At 73.6% G+C, this 16333-nt stretch carries 16 protein-coding genes; 9 read left to right on the forward strand and 7 right to left on the reverse strand.

Annotated features, from left to right (window positions below; translation table 11 throughout):
• The first annotated feature begins 71 nt into the window (after positions 1 to 71).
• Together OHA72_RS31705 and OHA72_RS31710 are read left to right on the forward strand one after the other, a co-directional pair.
• On the forward strand, positions 72 to 911 hold the full coding sequence (locus OHA72_RS31705; RefSeq protein WP_326999694.1) for a helix-turn-helix transcriptional regulator: 840 nt from the start codon (positions 72 to 74) through the stop codon (positions 909 to 911).
• Positions 912 to 1077: 166 nt separating this feature from the next.
• Positions 1078 to 2508, forward strand: coding sequence for a glycosyl hydrolase family 18 protein (locus OHA72_RS31710; protein ID WP_326999695.1), 1431 nt, complete (start codon positions 1078 to 1080; stop codon positions 2506 to 2508).
• Positions 2509 to 2550: 42 nt separating this feature from the next.
• Here the strand turns inward: OHA72_RS31710 and OHA72_RS31715 are convergent, their stop codons facing one another.
• Positions 2551 to 3729 (reverse strand): cytochrome P450 family protein, encoded by a 1179-nt coding sequence (locus OHA72_RS31715; RefSeq protein WP_326999696.1) that lies wholly within the window; start codon positions 3727 to 3729, stop codon positions 2551 to 2553.
• A 129-nt stretch (positions 3730 to 3858) separates the two neighbouring features.
• Here OHA72_RS31715 and OHA72_RS31720 point away from each other — a divergent pair, with 129 nt between their 5' ends.
• Entirely contained in the window at positions 3859 to 5247 is a 1389-nt protein-coding gene (locus tag OHA72_RS31720) for a sensor histidine kinase (RefSeq protein WP_326999697.1), read from the forward strand.
• The gene (locus OHA72_RS31725) at positions 5244 to 5936 is read left to right on the forward strand and encodes a response regulator (RefSeq protein ID WP_326999698.1); all 693 of its coding nucleotides are present in this window, start codon (positions 5244 to 5246) and stop codon (positions 5934 to 5936) included. Before OHA72_RS31720 ends, OHA72_RS31725 begins: the two co-directional genes overlap by 4 nt.
• 11 nt (positions 5937 to 5947) lie before the next feature.
• Here the strand turns inward: OHA72_RS31725 and OHA72_RS31730 are convergent, their stop codons facing one another.
• The gene (locus tag OHA72_RS31730) at positions 5948 to 6700 is read right to left on the reverse strand and encodes an SDR family oxidoreductase (protein WP_326999699.1); all 753 of its coding nucleotides are present in this window, start codon (positions 6698 to 6700) and stop codon (positions 5948 to 5950) included.
• Between the two features lie 104 nt (positions 6701 to 6804).
• Here OHA72_RS31730 and OHA72_RS31735 point away from each other — a divergent pair, with 104 nt between their 5' ends.
• Positions 6805 to 7275 carry an RrF2 family transcriptional regulator gene (locus OHA72_RS31735; protein WP_327011711.1) on the forward strand — a complete coding sequence of 157 codons (471 nt, stop codon included), beginning with the start codon at positions 6805 to 6807 and terminating at the stop codon, positions 7273 to 7275.
• Positions 7276 to 7426: 151 nt separating this feature from the next.
• Positions 7427 to 8680, forward strand: coding sequence for an SGNH/GDSL hydrolase family protein (locus OHA72_RS31740; protein WP_326999700.1), 1254 nt, complete (start codon positions 7427 to 7429; stop codon positions 8678 to 8680).
• Here OHA72_RS31740 and OHA72_RS31745 read toward each other — a convergent pair.
• Positions 8677 to 10554, reverse strand: a complete 1878-nt coding sequence (locus OHA72_RS31745; protein WP_326999701.1) for an Hsp70 family protein — start codon at positions 10552 to 10554, stop codon at positions 8677 to 8679. The genes OHA72_RS31740 and OHA72_RS31745 overlap by 4 nt on opposite strands.
• A gap of 69 nt (positions 10555 to 10623) precedes the next feature.
• On the opposite strand from OHA72_RS31745, the gene OHA72_RS31750 reads away from it, so the two are divergent.
• Together OHA72_RS31750 and OHA72_RS31755 are read left to right on the forward strand one after the other, a co-directional pair.
• A complete protein-coding gene (locus OHA72_RS31750; RefSeq protein WP_326999702.1) occupies positions 10624 to 11613 on the forward strand; it encodes a hypothetical protein in 990 nt (329 codons plus the stop codon).
• A gap of 17 nt (positions 11614 to 11630) precedes the next feature.
• The gene (locus OHA72_RS31755) at positions 11631 to 12473 is read left to right on the forward strand and encodes an alpha/beta hydrolase (protein ID WP_326999703.1); all 843 of its coding nucleotides are present in this window, start codon (positions 11631 to 11633) and stop codon (positions 12471 to 12473) included.
• On the opposite strand, the gene OHA72_RS31760 is transcribed toward OHA72_RS31755, so the two are convergent.
• Together OHA72_RS31760 and OHA72_RS31765 are read right to left on the reverse strand one after the other, a co-directional pair.
• On the reverse strand, positions 12458 to 12919 hold the full coding sequence (locus tag OHA72_RS31760) for a hypothetical protein (RefSeq protein ID WP_326999704.1): 462 nt from the start codon (positions 12917 to 12919) through the stop codon (positions 12458 to 12460). The two genes, OHA72_RS31755 and OHA72_RS31760, sit on opposite strands and share 16 nt — an antisense overlap.
• Positions 12920 to 12983: 64 nt before the next feature.
• On the reverse strand, positions 12984 to 13385 hold the full coding sequence (locus OHA72_RS31765) for a hypothetical protein (RefSeq protein WP_326999705.1): 402 nt from the start codon (positions 13383 to 13385) through the stop codon (positions 12984 to 12986).
• 66 nt (positions 13386 to 13451) lie between these two features.
• On the opposite strand from OHA72_RS31765, the gene OHA72_RS31770 reads away from it, so the two are divergent.
• Entirely contained in the window at positions 13452 to 13712 is a 261-nt protein-coding gene (locus tag OHA72_RS31770; RefSeq protein WP_326999706.1) for a hypothetical protein, read from the forward strand.
• Positions 13713 to 13719: 7 nt separating this feature from the next.
• On the opposite strand, the gene fxsT is transcribed toward OHA72_RS31770, so the two are convergent.
• On the reverse strand, positions 13720 to 15915 hold the full coding sequence (gene fxsT, locus OHA72_RS31775) for an FxSxx-COOH system tetratricopeptide repeat protein (RefSeq protein WP_326999707.1): 2196 nt from the start codon (positions 15913 to 15915) through the stop codon (positions 13720 to 13722).
• Positions 15912 to 16316 (reverse strand): hypothetical protein, encoded by a 405-nt coding sequence (locus OHA72_RS31780; RefSeq protein WP_326999708.1) that lies wholly within the window; start codon positions 16314 to 16316, stop codon positions 15912 to 15914. Before OHA72_RS31780 ends, fxsT begins: the two co-directional genes overlap by 4 nt.
• Between the last annotated feature and the right edge of the window lie 17 nt (positions 16317 to 16333).

A 16333-nucleotide genomic window follows, 5' to 3' on the forward strand; every position in this document is an offset into this window, starting at 1 on the left:
ACAACGGAGCGCTCTTCGTAGGAGCGGCGGTCCCTGGCTGCGGCGGCGGCCGGAGGGTCACGATGGGGGGCATGCAACGTGACGACCTCGCCGACTTCCTGCGCCGCCGCCGGCTCGCGATCCGCCCGGCCGACGTCGGCCTGGCCGAGGGGCCCCGGCGCCGCACCGCCGGGCTGCGCCGCGAGGAGGTCGCGCTGCTCGCCGGGATGTCCACCGACTATGTGGTGCGCCTGGAGCAGGCCCGCAGCGCGCAGCCGTCGGTGCAGATGCTGTCGGCCCTGGCGCGGGCGCTGCGGCTGACCGGCGACGAGCGCGACCACCTGTTCCACCTGGCGGGCCAGCAGCCGCCGCGCACCGCCGGTGGGGTCACGCACGCGCGGCCGGGGCTGCTGCGGATGCTGGACCTGCTCGGTGACACGCCGGCCCTGGTGGGCTCGGACCTGGGGGAGACCCTGGCGCAGAACCGGATGGGGATGCTGCTGATGGGCGACCAGACCGGGTTGAAGGGCGACCTGCGCTTCCACGTGTGGCGGTGGTTCATGGACGCGGACTGGCGCGCGAAGTTCCCGGCGGAGGACACCGAGCACCACAGCCGCGTCGTGGTGGCGGACCTGCGGGCGACCGCGGCCCGCCGGCACGGTGACGCCGACGTCGACGGTCTGGTGCGGCGGCTGCTGGCCGCGAGCCCCGAGTTCGCGGCGCGGTGGGGCGAGCACGAGGTCAAGGTCCGCCGCTCGGACCGCAAGCGGTTCGTCAACGCGCAGGTCGGGGCCATCGACGTCGACTGCGAGACCCTGGTGACCCCGGACCTGCGGCAGATGCTGCTGGTCCTGACGCCGCAGCCGGGCACCGACGCGGCGGAGAAGCTCGCGCTGCTGTCGGTCGTCGGCCTGCAACAGTTCAGTTCATGAATACCCGCTGGTATCGACTTTCTTCGTGACTTTGATTGACATCCGATAGTTAACTTTCCTATCGTTTCAGCCACCTGTCATCGCGCCGGTGGCACCGCTTCTCGTTTGGTCTCGGGCATCCCACCCTGCCCGTCCGCCGCCGGCCGACCATCCGAAGGAGCACCCCTTGTCCTCCTCGTCATCGTCACCGGAGTCCGGGGCCGCCCGCCCCGGACGCCATCGCGCCCGGCGCTCAGCCTTCGCCGCCGGGGCGGTCGCCCTCGCCACCGCCGCCGTCGGCGGGGTCTTCGCCCTGGCCAGCCAGCCCGCCGCGGACGCCGCGGTCCTGCCCAACGGCTTCCGCAGCGTCGGCTACATGCCGTCGTGGGCCGGCAGCGCCAACAGCATCCAGTACAGCAAGCTGACCCACATCAACTACGCCTTCGTGCTGCCCAACAGCAACGGCAGCCTGCAGGGCCTCGACAACCCGTCGAAGCTGCAGTCGATCGTGTCCCTCGGCCACGCCGCCGGTGTCAAGGTCTCCATCGCCGTCGGCGGATGGAACGACGGCAACGACTCAGGCTTCGAGGGCCTCGCCGGCAACGCGACCGCCCGGACCGCGTTCGTCAACAACCTCGTGAACCTGGTCAACCAGTACGGCCTCGACGGCGTCGACATCGACTGGGAGTACCCGGACCCGGGCACGTCCGGCAACAACTACACCGCGCTCATGTCGCAGCTGAGCACCGCCATGCACAGCCGCGGCAAGCTGCTCACCGCCGCCGTCGTCTCCGAGGGCGGCACCGCCAACGGCGTCCAGCCGGCCGTGTTCGGCTACGTCGACTGGCTCAACATCATGGCCTACGACGGTGGCAGCCCGCACGCCAACTATGACTGGTCCATCGCGGCGGTCAACTTCTGGAAGGGCCGCGGCCTGCCCGCCTCCAAGGCGGTCCTCGGCGTGCCGTTCTACTCGCGGCCCGGCTACTACACCTACGCGGACCTGGTGGCCCGCGACCCGGCCAACGCCAACCGCGACTGCACCACGATCAACGGCGTCCAGGAGTGCTACAACGGCCTGCCGACGATCCGTCGCAAGACCACCTGGGCCATGGCCAACGCCGGCGGCATCATGAACTGGGAGCTGTCCCAGGACGCCACCGGTGCCAACTCGCTGGTCAGCGCGATCTACACGACCGCGACCGGTGGCACCACGCCGACGACCGGCCCGGCCGGCCGCACCGGCCGCATCACCGGCCTGGCCGGCAAGTGCGTCGACGTGGCCGCCGCCTCGTCGGCCAACGGGACCGCGGTCCAGCTGTACACCTGCAACGGGACAACCGCCCAGACCTGGACGGTCGCGTCGGACAGCACGCTGCGCGCCCTGGGCAAGTGCATGGACGTCACCAGCGCCGGCACCGCCAACGGCTCGAAGATCCAGCTGTGGGACTGCAACGGCTCGGGCGCACAGGTCTGGCAGGCCCAGTCCAACGGCACCCTGCGCAACCCCGCCTCGAACAAGTGCCTCGACGTGACCGGCAACGTCTCCACCGACGGCACCCGGCTGCAGATCTGGGACTGCTTCGCCGGCGCCAACCAGCGCTGGGTCCTGCCCTAACGATGTGTACGGGTGGCCGGCCCGTCCGGCCACCCGTGCCCCTCAGCCCAGGTGCACCGGCAGCGTCGTGGTGCCGTGGATGAGGACGCCGGGGCGCCAGATCAGCTCGGACGGCGGGACCGCGAGGCGCATCCTCGGGAACGCGGCGAGCAGGTCACGGAACGCGATCTGCGCCTCCAGACGGGCCAGCGGAGCACCCAGGCAGTAGTGGATGCCGTGCCCGAACGCCAGGTGCTGGTTGTCGGGGCGCTCCAGGTCGACCGAGGCCGGGTCCGGGAAGCGCGCCGGGTCGCGGTCGGCACTGAGCAGCGAGATGGCGACGTAGCCGCCCGCCGGGATGGTAATGCCACCGTACGTGACGGGCTCCATCGCCACCCGGAACGTCGCGGTCTCCACGGGGGACTCCAGGCGCAGGAACTCCTCGACCGCGGCCGGGATCAGCGACGGGTCCTCCAGCAGCCGCCGGTGCTCGTCGGGGCGGGTCAGCAGGGTCCACATGCCGTTGCCGATGAGGTTGACCGTGGTCTCGTGCCCGGCCAGGAGCAGCAGGAACACCATCGACGTGAGCTCGTCCTCGTCGAGGCGGTCGCCCTCGTCGGTGGTCGCGATCAACCCGCTGAGCAGGTCGTCGGCGGGGTCGGCGCGCTTGGCGGCGATGAGTGCCCGCAGGTAGGCGAGGAACTGCGCGGCGGCGGCCGGGACGCCGGAGCGGTCGACGGAGCCCGCGACCAGGATGCCGGTCCAGCGCCGGAACTCGGCCTGGTCCTCCTGCGGGATGCCGAGCAGCTCGCAGATGACCTGGATCGGCAGCTGCACCGCGTAGTCGTCGATGACGTCGGCGCGCTGCGCGGTCCGCATGGCGGTGATCAGGGCCGCGCTGAGCTGCTCCACCCGCCCCCGCAGCTGCTCCACCCGCCGCGCCGTGAACGCCTTCGCCACCAGCCGCCGCAGCCTGGTGTGATCCGGCGGGTCGTTGGCGAGCAGGTGCCTGGTCAGCGGCGCGAGCGTCGCCGCGTTCTGGGTGGCGCCGCCCTGCTTGGACAGCCGCGGGTCACCCAGCGCCGTCCTGGCGTCGGCATACCTGGTGACCAGCCACATCTCCACGCCCGTCGGCAGCTGCAGCCGGTGCACCGGTGCCTGCTCGCGCATCGCGGCGTAGACCGGGTGCGGGTCGTCCCAGAAGTCCTGCGTGAACATCTGCGTGCTGGGCGCGGTAGTCACCTATTCACGGTAGCCAATCATCACGCGTTTCGGTGCCCCCGTCACCGTCCGTGATGCGCCGTCGTCCCCGGTCGATCTCCCCCGCGCGGGGGACTGCCCGCCGCCGCACCTGGTCGATAATCCTGCGGTATGAAGCACCGCCACCTGCACACCGCCGCGGCCGCGGCGGCCGGTGCCTGCGGGCTGCTCGAGGTGGTGCTCCGCCCACCGGCCGACCCGGTTCTTGCGCTGTGCGCCACGCTGCCGCTCGCCGTGGCCCGCCGCCGCCCTGTGGCTTCCGCGGCGACCGTCACCGCCGCGGTCCTGCTGATGCTCCTGAGCGGGTCCCGGCCGCCGGTCGCCGCGCTGCTCACTTTGCCCGCGGCCCTGTTCTTCGTCGGCCTGCTGGCGCCGGTCCGCACCGCGCTGCTGTTCGCGACCGCGCTGGTCGCGTATGCGATCGGCCCGGCCGCCACCGGCGGCGTCACGGCCCTCGGGCCGGTCACGCTCGGCACCCCGCTGCCCGCCGCCCGCCAGCTCGGCCTCCTGCTGCTGGCCACCGGTGCCGCCGCCCTCACCGCCGGCGCCCGCCGCCGCTCCCGCGCCGAGACCGCCGCCCGCACCGCCGCCGCCGGCGCCCACGCCGGCACCCTGCACGCCTACGCCGAGCGCCGCGAGCGCGCCCGCATCGCCCGCGAGCTGCACGACATCGTCGCCCATCACATCACCTCCATCTCCGTGCAGGCCGAGACCGCCCGCCTCACCGTCCCCGGCATGCCCCCGGACGGCGCCGCCCGCCTCCGCACGATCGGCGACACGGCCCGCCAGTCACTGACCGAGATGCGCCGCCTCCTGGGCGTCCTGCGCGAGGACACTCCCGCTCCCGCTCTTGCACCTGCCCCCGCCCCGCCGCAGCCGGGCCTCGACCGGCTCATCGCCCTCGTCGACGACGCGTCCCGCGCCACCAGCGGCTCGGCCGTCCGCCTGCTCGTCCGCGGCCCGGTGCGCCGGCTCGCGCCGGGGGTGGAGCTGACGGCGTACCGCGTCGTGCAGGAGGCCCTCACCAACGCCCGCCGCCACGCCCCGGGCGCCCCGGTCGAGGTCGACCTGCGCTACACCCCTGACACCCTGCACGTCACGATTCGCGACACCGGCCCGTCCCGCCCACCGGTCCTGTCCACGCGGCCCGATCCGCCCGGCCTCGCAGGCTCCCTCGGTCTCTTCGGCTCCTTCGGCCCGGCCGGCGAGCCGTTGCGCCCGCGGACCTGGCTGCGACGTTCCCCGCGCCGACCCACTCCCGCCGCCGTCCCCACCACCACGACGCCCGCCACGTCACGGCCCGTGCCGCCGCCCGGCCACGGCCTGCTGGGCATGCGCGAGCGCGTCGCCATGGCCGGCGGCACCCTGCGCACCGCCCCCCGCCCCATGGGTGGCTTCCTCGTCGACGCCACGCTCCCCATCCCCCAACCCCCACCCACCGCCACCGTCGTCGATGCCGCCGCCGGCGTGCCCGCCGCAGCGGCGGGGGTGGGCCGGTGACTGCGGCGGCGGTGCGGATCGTCGTGGTGGACGATCAGGAGGTGGTGCGGGCGGGGTTTGCCGCGTTGCTTGCCACGCAGGGGGATTTTCGGGTCGTGGGGAGTGCTGCGGACGGGGCGGCGGCGGTCGCGGTGTGTCGTGAGCAGCGGCCGGACCTGGTGCTCATGGATGTGCGGATGCCGGTCATGGACGGCATCGAGGCGACCCGGCGGATTCTTGCCGCGGCGGGGGAGGGGGCGCCGCGGATCGTGATGCTGACGACGTTCGACCTGGATGAGCTTGTCTACGCGGCGCTGGATGCGGGGGCCAGTGGGTTTCTGTTGAAGGACATGACCGCCGAGCGGTTGTTCGATGCGGTCCGGGTGGTTGCGGGTGGCGAGGCGTTGCTGGCGCCTGCGGTGACGCGGCGGCTCATCGACGAGTTCGTCCGCCGGCGCGCTCCGGGGGGCGGCGCGCCCAGCCGGCTTGCCACGCTCACGCCGCGGGAGACGGAGATTCTGGCGCTGGTTGCGGAAGGGCTGTCGAACACGGAGATCGCCGGGCGGCTGTTCGTCGGGACGGAGACCATCAAGACCCACGTCAGCCGGGTGCTGACCAAGCTTGCCGTCCGGGACCGGGTGCAGGCCGTCATCGCCGCCTACGATGCCGGCCTCGTCCGGCCCCGGTCCGCCCTCGACGAACACCGCTGACCCTCGCCGGGTCAGTGCTTGCCCAGCCAGTCGACGAAGTGGATCGTGCCGAGGCGGGCGCCGGGCGCGGGGGTCAGGGACGTGTCGTCGAGTTCGGTGCCGAAGTAGCGGGCGTGCGGGTCCGTCGTGACGTCCTGGATCGGCTCGGTGCCCTCGTGGGCGGCCAGGAAGCGGCGGATGTGCTCGTCCATGCGGACGGGCTCGGGGCCGGCGAGCTCGACCATGCCGTTGAGCGGGGGTGCCTGGGCGACATCGGCGAGGGTCGCGGCGACGTCGTCGGCGGCGACCGGCTGGAACAGGGCGGGCGACAGCCGCAGCGTGTCGCCGTCGGTGGCGGCCTGGGCGATGGCGTGGGAGAACTCGTAGAACTGGGTGGCCCGCACGATCGTGAACGGCACCCCGCCGGTGGTGACGGCGGCCTCCTGGGCCACCTTGGCCCGCAGGTAGCCGCTGTCGGGCAGGCGGTCGGCGCCGACCACGGACAGGGCGACGACGTGTGCCACGCCGGCGGCGCGGGCGGCGGCGAGCAGGTTGCCGGCCGAGGTCTGGAAGAACTCCAGCACGGCGGCGTCCTCGAACGACGGCGAGTTCGCCACGTCGACGACGACCTGCGCACCCGAGAGCACGTCGGCGAGGCCCTCGCCCGTGATCGTGTTGACACCGGTCGCCGGGGACGCCGGGACGGCCTCGTGGCCGGCGGTGCGCAGCAGGTGGACGAGCTTGCCGCCGATGAGGCCGCTTCCGCCGATGACGACGAACTTCATGACCGCTCCTCTGAGAGAATCAACTCGGACAATTTTTGTCCGGGACACGCCATGACCATACCCGGACACCTCATGTCCGAGTCAAGTAGGATGGGTGGGTGAAGATGTCGGGCGGGGTGGAGTGGGCGTTGCACTGCTGCGTGGTGCTCACCGCGGCGCCGGCGCCCGTGCCCGCCGCGCGCCTGGCCGAGCTGCACGACGTGTCCGGCAGTTATCTGGCCAAGCAGCTGCAGAGCCTGTCCCGTGCGGGCCTGGTGCACTCGGTGCAGGGTCACGCCGGGGGATACGCGCTGACCCGCCGCCCACAGGACATCACCGTCCTGGACGTGGTGGTGGCGGTCGACGGGGAGCAGCCGGCGTTCGTGTGCACGGAGATCCGCCAGCGGGGGCCCCTCGCCACGCCGGCGGAGGCCTGCACGGCGCCGTGCGCGATCAGCCGGGCGATGGCCGCCGCCGACGAGGCGTGGCGCGAAGCCCTGCGCGGGGTCACGATCGCCGATCTCGCCCGGGGCGTCACCGGCGACTACGGTCCAGGCGCGTTCGACGGCATCCGGGCCTGGCTCACCCCCGCCTGAGCGAGCCCGGCGCCGGGAACGCGCGCCGGAAGCGCGCACCGGAGCGCAGGGAACGCGCGCCGATGACAACGTTGACACACAAGCATCGATGCCTTTAGCTGTACGCAGTTCGCCGGTCCGGTCCGCCAGCCAGCCCGAGCAAGGAGCCTGCGTGCGCTCGTACACCCGCATCGTGACGGTCATGGTGGCCGCCGCGACCATGACCGCCGTCCTCCCCGCCGTGGCGCGGGCCGCGACACCCGTGCGGATCCTGCCGCTGGGCGCGTCGATCACGTGGGGCACCAGCTCCACGGACGGCAACGGCTACCGTGAGGCGCTGCGCAGGCACCTCGTCGACGACGCCGGCGTCGCGGTCGACCTGGTCGGCTCGCAGCGCTCCGGCACGGCGGCGGACAACGACAACGAAGGCCACCCCGGCTACCGCATTGACGGGATCGCGGCCGGCGCCGACGCCTGGGTGGCCGCCGCGCGCCCCGACGTGGTGCTGCTCAACGTCGGCACCAACGACATGCTGCAGAACTACGACCTGCCCGGCGCGCCGGCGCGGATCGGCGCACTCGTCGACCAGATCCTGCGCGCCGCCCCGGCCGCGACCGTGGTCGTGTCGACGCTCGTGCCCAGCCCGGACGCGACCGTGGAGAGCCGGGTCCGCGCGTTCAACGCGCAGCTGCCCGCCGTCGTGCAGGCCAGGGCGGCGGCCGGCAAGAAGGTCCGCCTCGCCGACTTCCACGCCAACCTGACCCTCGCCGACATCGGGACGGACCGCATCCACCCGACGGACGGCGGCTACGCCAAGCTCGCCGACGTCTGGTATTCGGCGCTGCAGCCGATGCTCGGCGCGGGCCGGGCGTGGCCGCTGTTCCGCACGGACTTCGGCGCGGCCGCCCCGCCGCTCACGTGGGTCGACACGGTGCAGTCCGCGCGCAACGTCACCGGGTACTGCTGCGGCCTCGCCTCGATGGAGACCGGCCGCCGGGCCGAGGTCGCCCACGGCGGGACGTACGCCCTCATGTACTCCGGCAATGACACCAGCGCGAGCGGCTCCTACTCGTACAACAGGGTGTTCGACGTCCATCTCGCGCTGACCGCCGGCACGACGCTGACCTACTGGATCTATCCCCAGTCCGCCAACGGTACGTACGTCGCCATCGACCTCGCCCTCACCGACGGCCGTTCGCTGCGGGACTCGGGGGCCGCCGACCAGTTCGGGGTCAGGGCCCACCCGCAGTTCCAGGGCGAGGGGCACCGGCTGGTGGTCAACCAGTGGAACCTGGTCCAGGTCAGCCTCGGCGCCCTGGCCGGCGGCACGGTCGACCAGCTGCGCGTCGGCTACGACCAGCCCGGCGGCACCGGCACGTTCCGCGGATACATCGACGACATCCAGATCGTGAACGCCGCGCTCTAACGGAGGTCGGCGGTGACCTTCGGCAGGGCCGCCCGGGTGACCTCGACGAGCCGGTCCCGGAGCTGCTGTTGCTGCGCGGCGGTCCAGCCGGCCCGGTCCCGGCGGTCGACGGTGAGCACCATCTGCCAGGTCAGGTTGCCGTCCCGGACGCCGATGCGCACCGACAGCTGCGCCGTGGAGCCCTTCCCGGTGAAGAGGACCGCCTCCTCGCCGAGGTCCGCCGGCTGGACCGGGTTGTCGTTGAGCGCCGCGTCGTTGCCGATCATCACCTTGTAGTCGGCGGCGGCCGCGGCCTTCGTCGGGGTGACCCTGATGCCGACGCCGAACACGGCCCGCTCCTCGCCGTGCAGGCGCACGATGTTGCACGAGGCCTCGCCGCCGGACGCGGTCAGGTTGCGGGCCGGTCGCGGTGGTTCGGCCTCCCGCTCGTACAGGGTGGCGAACGGCTTCAGGTCGATGGCGGCGCAGAGATCGGCGGGAACCTTCGCGAGGTCGTAGGGGACCGCCTCGAGGGTCGGCTGGCTGCCCTCGTCGGACTGCTCACCACCGTCGTCGGGGAGCTGGGACAGCAGGATGCCGCCGCCGGCGAGCACGACGAGGATCGCAGCGGCGGCGAGCAGCCGGTTCCGTGTCCTGCGCCGGGACCGCGACGGCGACGGTGGTGGCGGCGGTGCGGCGGACGGATCCGGCGAGGCGGTCGAGGACCGAGCTGTGGCAGCGGCTAAGGCTGTGGCTGTGGCGGCGGCGCCTGTCTGGAACGGGTCGGCCGCCAGGAACGGATGCGGGTCGGCCGCCACCCGCCGGCCAAGGTCGATCTGCGACGCCGACGTCAGCTGGTCGGCTCCGGAAGCCGGCGCGGCGGCCAGCGCGCCCTCGGCGACCACCAGCTCCGGCTGCTCGGCGACGACCGGCGCGATCCCCAGCGACTCGTGCAGCATCGTCGCGACGAGCGGGATCCGGCTGGACCCGCCGACGAGGAACAGCCCGGCGATCTCGGCCCGCAGGACGCCGGCGTCGGCCAGAAGCGCCCGGGTCATCGCGATGCTCGGCCGCAGCACCGGCCGCATCAGCCCTTCCAGCTGCTCCCGGCCGAGCGGCACCTCCTTGCCCAGCGCGGGGACCATGACGACGGTGCCGCTGGCCCGCGACAGCATCTCCTTCGCGGTGCGCACGTCGTCCCACAGCTGCCGGCGGGTGGTGGCGTCGGTCCACAGCGTGCCGTACGTCGCCTGCAGGAACCCGACGATCACCGCGTCGACGTCCAGGCCGCCGAGGTCGTTGAGCCCGGCGGAGGCGACCGGTTCGAAGCCGCCGGCGTGGCGGCGCAGCAGCGTCACGTCGCAGGTGCCGGCGCCCAGGTCGTACACCACGACGCAGGCGCCGGCGGGCACGTCCTGCGTGGCGGCGAGGTACGTGGCGGCGGCGACGGGCTCCGGTACCAGGGCGACGTCGGCGAACCCGGCCAGCCGCGCGGCCTCCACGAGCAGGGCACGCCGCCCGCTGCCCCAGTCCGCGGGGTGGGTCAGGGTGACGGTGTCGACGGGCCCGGCGACCCGGGCCGCCTCGGTGGCGACGCGGCGCAGGACGGCGGCGATCAGCTCCCGGACGTCGACCTCTGCGTCACCGAGCAGGACGCTGGACTCGTCGACGCGGCGCTTCGGGTTGGGCTCGAGCCGCTCGGGGGCGCTGCGGGCCAGGTGCGCGGCGTCGCGGCCGGTGTGCAGGCGCCCGTCGGGGCCGAGCAGGACCGCGGAGGACAGCAGCGGCGAGCCGTCGAACAGCAGCTGCTGGACCCGGCCCTCCGGGCGCCGCAGCACCGCGATCGTCGTGGACGTGCCGAAGTCGATGCCCAGCCGGAACCGCGCACGCGTCATGGCGCGCGACAGTAGCGCATCCCGGGCCGGGGGACGATGGAGGGACGCCGCGCCACCTACGATCCTGGGATGCTCGGATCCCCCCTCCACAGCAGGCCGCCGTTACCGGACAAGGACGGGGCCCTCGACGACCACGAGCTGCGCGCCGCGCGGGCCCTGGCCACCACCGGCTACTGGCTGCCCGCGCAGACCGTCATCGCGGCCGCCGGCACCGGCTGGGAGCGGCGGGGGCACCGCATCACGGTCCTGGGCGAGGCCGCCGCGGACGGCGGTGGAGGCTGGCTCGACGAGTGGCTGGCGGCGGCGCCGGACGATCCGACCGCGATCACCCTCAACGCCGCCACCCTGTCCTTGCGGGCCTCCAAGGCCCGCGGCAGCGCCTCGGCCGCCGGCACCACCCGGGAGCAGTTCCTGCGCTTCGACGAGCTGTCGGCGGCGGCGCAGGTGCAGGCGCAGCGGGCGGTCGCGGTGGACCGCGCCGACCCGGCGCCCTGCACGATCCTGTGCCGCACCATGTACTCCCGCGGCGACGGGGACGGGTTCCACGCGGCGCTCGCCGAGGGCCGGCGCCGCGACCCGTTCGACTTCGACCTCAACGCCAGGGCCGTCGACTTCCACTGCGCGAAGTGGTTCGGCTCCCACGACACGATGTTCGCCATCGCCCGCGGCACGGCCGACGCCGCCCCGCCCGGCGTCGGCGTCACCATGCTGCCGCTGCTCGCCCACCTCGAGTACGCGATGCGCGAGTTCTCGTGGGGCAGGGTGACCGACCGGACCGTCAAGGACTCCCGCGCGTACTTCCAGCGGCCCGACGTCCAGCAGGAGGTCGACGCGTGCGTGGCGAAGTGGCACGCGGCCGGCCCGCCGGCGCACCCGAAGGCCGTGCTCTGCGACAACTGGCTGGCCATCGTCTACGCCCTCGGCAGCCGCCGCCGCGAGTGCAGGGCCGTCTTCCGCCGGATCGGCCCCTACGCCGCCACCCACCTCTGGACCTGTTTCTTCGGCTCGCAGGCCGGCGGGTTCCTCGCCAACTGGCGCTGGGCGAACAGCATCGGCTGACCCGGCATACTGCTGGGATGGATCATGTAGCGCAGCGGCAGGCGATGCTCGACGCGGTCGGGGAGCAGGTCGGTCCGGTGCGGGCCGTCCGGCTCGTGCGGGACCTCGACGCGGACGGTGTCCCGGTCCGCCTGTACCAGGACGGCGCCGACGCCGTGACGCCGGTGCTGCTCTACGCGCACGGCGGCGGCTGGGTCCTCGGCGACCTCAGCACGCACGACGGGCTGTGCCGCCTGCTCGCCGCGGAGACCGGCTGGGCCGTCCTCGCCGTCGACTACCGCCGGGCACCGGAGTCACCGTTCCCGGCCGCGTTCGAGGACATCGAGACCGTCGCCGGCTGGCTGCAGGTGCACGGCCGGCAGCACGCCCTGGACCCGACAGCCGTGGCGGTCGCCGGCGACTCCGCCGGTGGGCTGCTCGCCGCGGTCACCGCCCGCCGCGGCCGCGACGCCGGGCGGGATTTCGTCGCGCAGGTGCTGATCTGCCCCGTGACCAGCCCCGCGATGGACTACCCCGACCTCGGCAACGACGGGCTGCAGCCGCAGGAGATGGTGGAGTTCTGGGACGCCTTCGCCCCGCCCGGCGTCGACCGGCACCACGCCGACCTCGACCCGTTCCTGGCGGACGCGGCCGGCCTGCCGCCGGCGGTGATCGTCACCGCGGAGCTGGACATCCTGCGCGACGAGGCGGAGCGCTACGCGGCGCGGCTCGCCGCGGCCGGCGTGCCCGTCATCGCGACCCGGTACCAGGGGACGTTCCACAACTTCCCGAGGAAGCTCGCCCTGACCCGGGACGCGGCGGTCGCCGTCGCCCAGATCGCCGCCGCGCTGCGCGCCCTCACCGGTCAGTACGTGCCGTAACGGCACCAGGAGCGCGCGGCCCTGGTGTTGAGCAGGATCAGGAACAGCACCGGCACGGCGACGCTCACGATCGTGGCGGCGGTGAACAGCGACGTGCTGTACACCTGCCATGCCACCGACGCGAGGCTCAGGACGTTGAGCAGGGTCAGCAGCACCCGGGCCCAGTTGCGGCCGCGCTGGACCTTGCGGCCCAGGACGATCGCGATGAGGCCGACGGTGGCGAAGACGCCGACGACGACCGCGATCAGCGGCGTGGCGGCCGACATGCGGGTCCCGAACTGGGTGTCCCACTGCGCCGCCATGTCCGACGCGGCGAGACCGAAGAGCGCGGCGATCCCCAGCATGAAGAGGCCGCCGAGGTACTGGAAGATCGCGACGACGTGGAGCGAGACGGGGGCGGTGGTGCGCATCGCGTACACCGGCTGCGGAGGGTATGCGTAAGCCATGCCGTCATCGTGCGCCGGTGCCGCCGGCCGCGACTCGCACGTTCATGCCAACCGGTGCCCGAACTCACGGGCCCGTCTTCACGATGGGCAGGACGTGGCCGTCGGCGGCGCGGACCGCGGTCCTGGCGCCCAGCGGCGCCGACATGGTGAGGTCGACCCAGGCCGTGCGCCCGTCGGAGCCGAGCCCGGCACACCCGCCGTTGCCCCGTGGTGTGCGGCTGACGACGTCGAAGACCCGGACCTCGGTCGACGTCTCCGCGGCGGTGACGACGAACTGCCCGGAGCACCAGCCGTCGGCGTGCCACTCGATGCCGACCATGATGACGAGCGGGTCGCCGCCCTCGCCGAGGAACCGGATCGCGACCGGCTGGTGCCGGGTCTGCGGCGGCCCGACCCGGCGCCCGAAGTGCACCGCCGCCGCGGCGAGGACCGCGAACGCGAGCACGATGACGACCCAGCGGCGCACGTCATCGATGCTACGTCCGCGGCCCGCCCCGGTTTGGACGCGCCCGCCGCGCAGATCCTGACCGCGATGCTGACCGCCGACGTCGACTCGTTCGCGGCGATGACCGGGCCGGTCGAGCGGTACGCCCGGCAGCTGCCCGGCGCCTGGGAGCACGTGCTCGCGCTGCTGCCGTCTCTGACCACCGACGACGCCCGCGACCTGGCGCTGCACGCCCTGGCGGCGCTGGCGGACGGCCGCCCACCCGCCGACCGGGCCGCCTACGCGGCGGCCTTGCGCATGGCGGAGGAGCAGGGCAGCGACACCGCCTTCCACCTGCTGCGCCGGTGACCCGTCGCTACGCGGTCCCACCGTCGCTGATCCACTGCAGTGACCGGCGACGCGACCCGGTGGTGGGGTGATCGGGCCCGAGGGCGGCCTCGGTGATGGCCAGGGCCTGCCCGAACAGCGCGATCGCCTCGCTGGTGCGCCCGAGAGCGTGCAGCGTGTGGCCGAGGTTGCTCAGGCGGACGCCGACGCTCGGGTGCCCGGGTCCGAGGGCGGCCTCGGTGATGGCGAGGGCGCGTTGCCGTAGCAGCAGGGCCTCATCGACGCGGCCGAGCTTGCTGAGCGTCGCGGCGAGGTTGTCCAGACAGACGCCGAGGTCGGGGTGCCCGGGCCGGAGCCCGGTCTCGGTGATGACCAGGGCGCGTTGCTGCAGGGGCAGGGCCTCTTCGGGCCGGCCGAGGTCGTTGAGCGTGCCCGCCAGGTTGTCGAGCCGGATGCCGATGTCAGGGTGCTCGGGCCCGAGGGCGGCCTCGGTGACGGCGAGAGCGCGCCGCTGCAGGGGCAGGGCCTCTTCGGGCCGGCCGAGCATGTTGAGCGTGTAGGCCAGGTTGCCGAGCCGGACGCCGACGTCGGCGTGGCCGGCTCCGAGGGCGGCTTCGGTGATGGTCAGGGCGCGCCGGTGCAGGGGCAGGGCCTCTTCGGGGCGGCCGAGCGCGTTGAGGGTACCGGCGAGGTTGCCCAGGAGGGTCCCGACCGATTCGTGGTCGGGACCGGGGGCGGCCTCGGCGATGGTGAGGGCGCGTTGCCGCAGCGGCAGCGCCTCGTCCGGCCGGCCGAGGTCGCCGAGGGTGCTGGCCAGGTTGTTGACACAGGTGCCGACGTCGGGGTGGTCGGGTCCGAGGGCGGCCTCGGTGATCGCCAGAGCGCGCTGCTCGTACTGCAATGCCGTGTCGTGCCGGCCCTGCACCCAGAGGTAGAACCCGGCGCCCCCGAGCAGCTCGGCCAGCGCCATCGTTGCCGACCCGTCGGGAATGGCCGCCGCGACACGCTCGATGTGGGGGATCTGGTGCCGCCATCGCGGCCAGGTGGTGACCACGGTCTGTATGTCACCGTCCGGCTTGGCGGCCCAGAGCAGCGCCAGGGCGGCCTCGGCGCCGGCGCCGTCAGGGTCGTGCTGGCGCACGACGGCTTGGACGAGGCGGTGCATGCCTGCCGTGGTGTCCGTCAGCGTGATCATGTTGTACGAGGCCAGGACGCCCAGCGCCTCATTGACGGTGACCGGGTCGAGGTCGCCGGCGGTGAGCACGTCGCGGGGTATGTCGTCCGGGGCGAAGTACGCCATCGTGTTCAGCAGCGTCCGGGCCCGCGGGTGACGGGCGTCGACCGCATCCAGTGTGACGAGCCAGATCCGGGCGATCGTCCGCTCCGGGTCGCCGTCGGCGTCGGCGGTGCCGAGGATGTGCGCGGAGTGCGACGCCAGCAGCCGCCGGTATGCGGCGATCGGGATCTGCTGCTGCGCGACGTACGCCGACGCCTGCTCCAACGCGAGCGGCAGGTGGCCCAGGTCGGTGGCGAGGGCCCCGGCCTCGTCCTCGCGGCCGGTCAGGTCGCTCACCAGGCCGGCCGCCGACGCCGGGTCCAGGACGCCGAGGGCCAGCGGGTGGGCGGTGCCGCGCCAGCCGACGTTGCGGCGGGTCGTGATCACCACGTGGCCCGCGTGCCCGATGCGGCCGAGCAGCGCGGCGACGTCGTCGCGGCGTTCGACGTCGTCGAGGACGAGCAGCCAGCCGGGGTGGGACTGCAGCCAGAGCGTGGCCCAGCGGGCGGCGTCGGTGGTGGTCGTGTCGAGCAGGACCGACGTGGTGTGCAGGCACCGGGCCAGTTCGGCCAGCCCCGCCTCGAGGCGCTCCGGGCCGTCGGCGGTGATCCACCAGATCAGCGGGTACGCGGCGCGGTGGCCGCTCGCGTACTGCAGCGCGAGCTCCGATTTGCCGATCCCGCCGAGGCCGTGGATCGCCTGCGTGACGTCTCCCGTGCCGGTTGCGGACAGCGACGAGGCCAGCGCCCGCAGGACGTCGGCGCGGCCCAGGAACGGCGCCGTGGGAGGGCGGGGCAGCAGGACCAGCCCGGCCGGCATCGGCACCTCGGCAGGGGTGCGCAACGCGGCCGGCGGCAGGTGCTGCACGTCGCCGGTGAAGATCGAGCCGTAGTTGGTACCGACGGCGGCGGCGCGCTGCCCTGAAGCCGTCGATCGGGTGCCGGTCACCGCAGGAACGTGGCGCCGTCGCCGGTGCTGATGATGCCGTCGTTGGTGTGGGTGGCGACGGACCGCTCGCCGGACGCCTCGATGTGGATCGTCTGGGCGGCGAGCATGCCGGCGATCTCCGCGGCGAGGGCCGGGTCGTCGGTGAGGGCCTTGCGGATCTGCAGCCGCAGCGCGGCGGTGGCGTCCTCGTCGGCCGGGTCGGCGGCCAGGTCCTCGACGGCGGACGTCAGCGCCGGCCGGTCCCGGGTCAGCAACTGGCCGAGGAACCGCTGGCCGAGGGCGACGGTGGCGTCCGAGGCGCGGTCGCGGAGCTTCTCCAGGGTCTGCGTCCCGTACGCCACGACGGTGGCCGCCACGAACGGCACCACGGCGGCGGCGGTCTGCGCGATGTCGACGTCCATGCCCTCATGAGTACCAG

Origin of the sequence: Dactylosporangium sp. NBC_01737 (assembly GCF_035963215.1) — a bacterium.
Lineage (GTDB): Bacteria > Actinomycetota > Actinomycetes > Mycobacteriales > Micromonosporaceae > Dactylosporangium.

Bases quoted from the DNA above. Each gene is read 5' to 3' on its own strand.
- OHA72_RS31755 (WP_326999703.1), top strand. From the start codon at position 11,631: ATGGATCATGTAGCGCAGCGGCAGGCGATGCTCGACGCGGTCGGGGAG.
- OHA72_RS31735 (WP_327011711.1), top strand. From the start codon at position 6,805: ATGTCGGGCGGGGTGGAGTGGGCGTTGCACTGCTGCGTGGTGCTCACC.
- OHA72_RS31780 (WP_326999708.1), bottom strand. From the start codon at position 16,316: ATGGACGTCGACATCGCGCAGACCGCCGCCGCCGTGGTGCCGTTCGTG.
- OHA72_RS31730 (WP_326999699.1), bottom strand. From the start codon at position 6,700: ATGAAGTTCGTCGTCATCGGCGGAAGCGGCCTCATCGGCGGCAAGCTC.
- OHA72_RS31760 (WP_326999704.1), bottom strand. From the start codon at position 12,919: ATGGCTTACGCATACCCTCCGCAGCCGGTGTACGCGATGCGCACCACC.
- OHA72_RS31720 (WP_326999697.1), top strand. From the start codon at position 3,859: ATGAAGCACCGCCACCTGCACACCGCCGCGGCCGCGGCGGCCGGTGCC.
- OHA72_RS31705 (WP_326999694.1), top strand. From the start codon at position 72: ATGCAACGTGACGACCTCGCCGACTTCCTGCGCCGCCGCCGGCTCGCG.
- OHA72_RS31745 (WP_326999701.1), bottom strand. From the start codon at position 10,554: ATGACGCGTGCGCGGTTCCGGCTGGGCATCGACTTCGGCACGTCCACG.
- OHA72_RS31750 (WP_326999702.1), top strand. From the start codon at position 10,624: ATGCTCGGATCCCCCCTCCACAGCAGGCCGCCGTTACCGGACAAGGAC.
- OHA72_RS31770 (WP_326999706.1), top strand. From the start codon at position 13,452: ATGCTGACCGCCGACGTCGACTCGTTCGCGGCGATGACCGGGCCGGTC.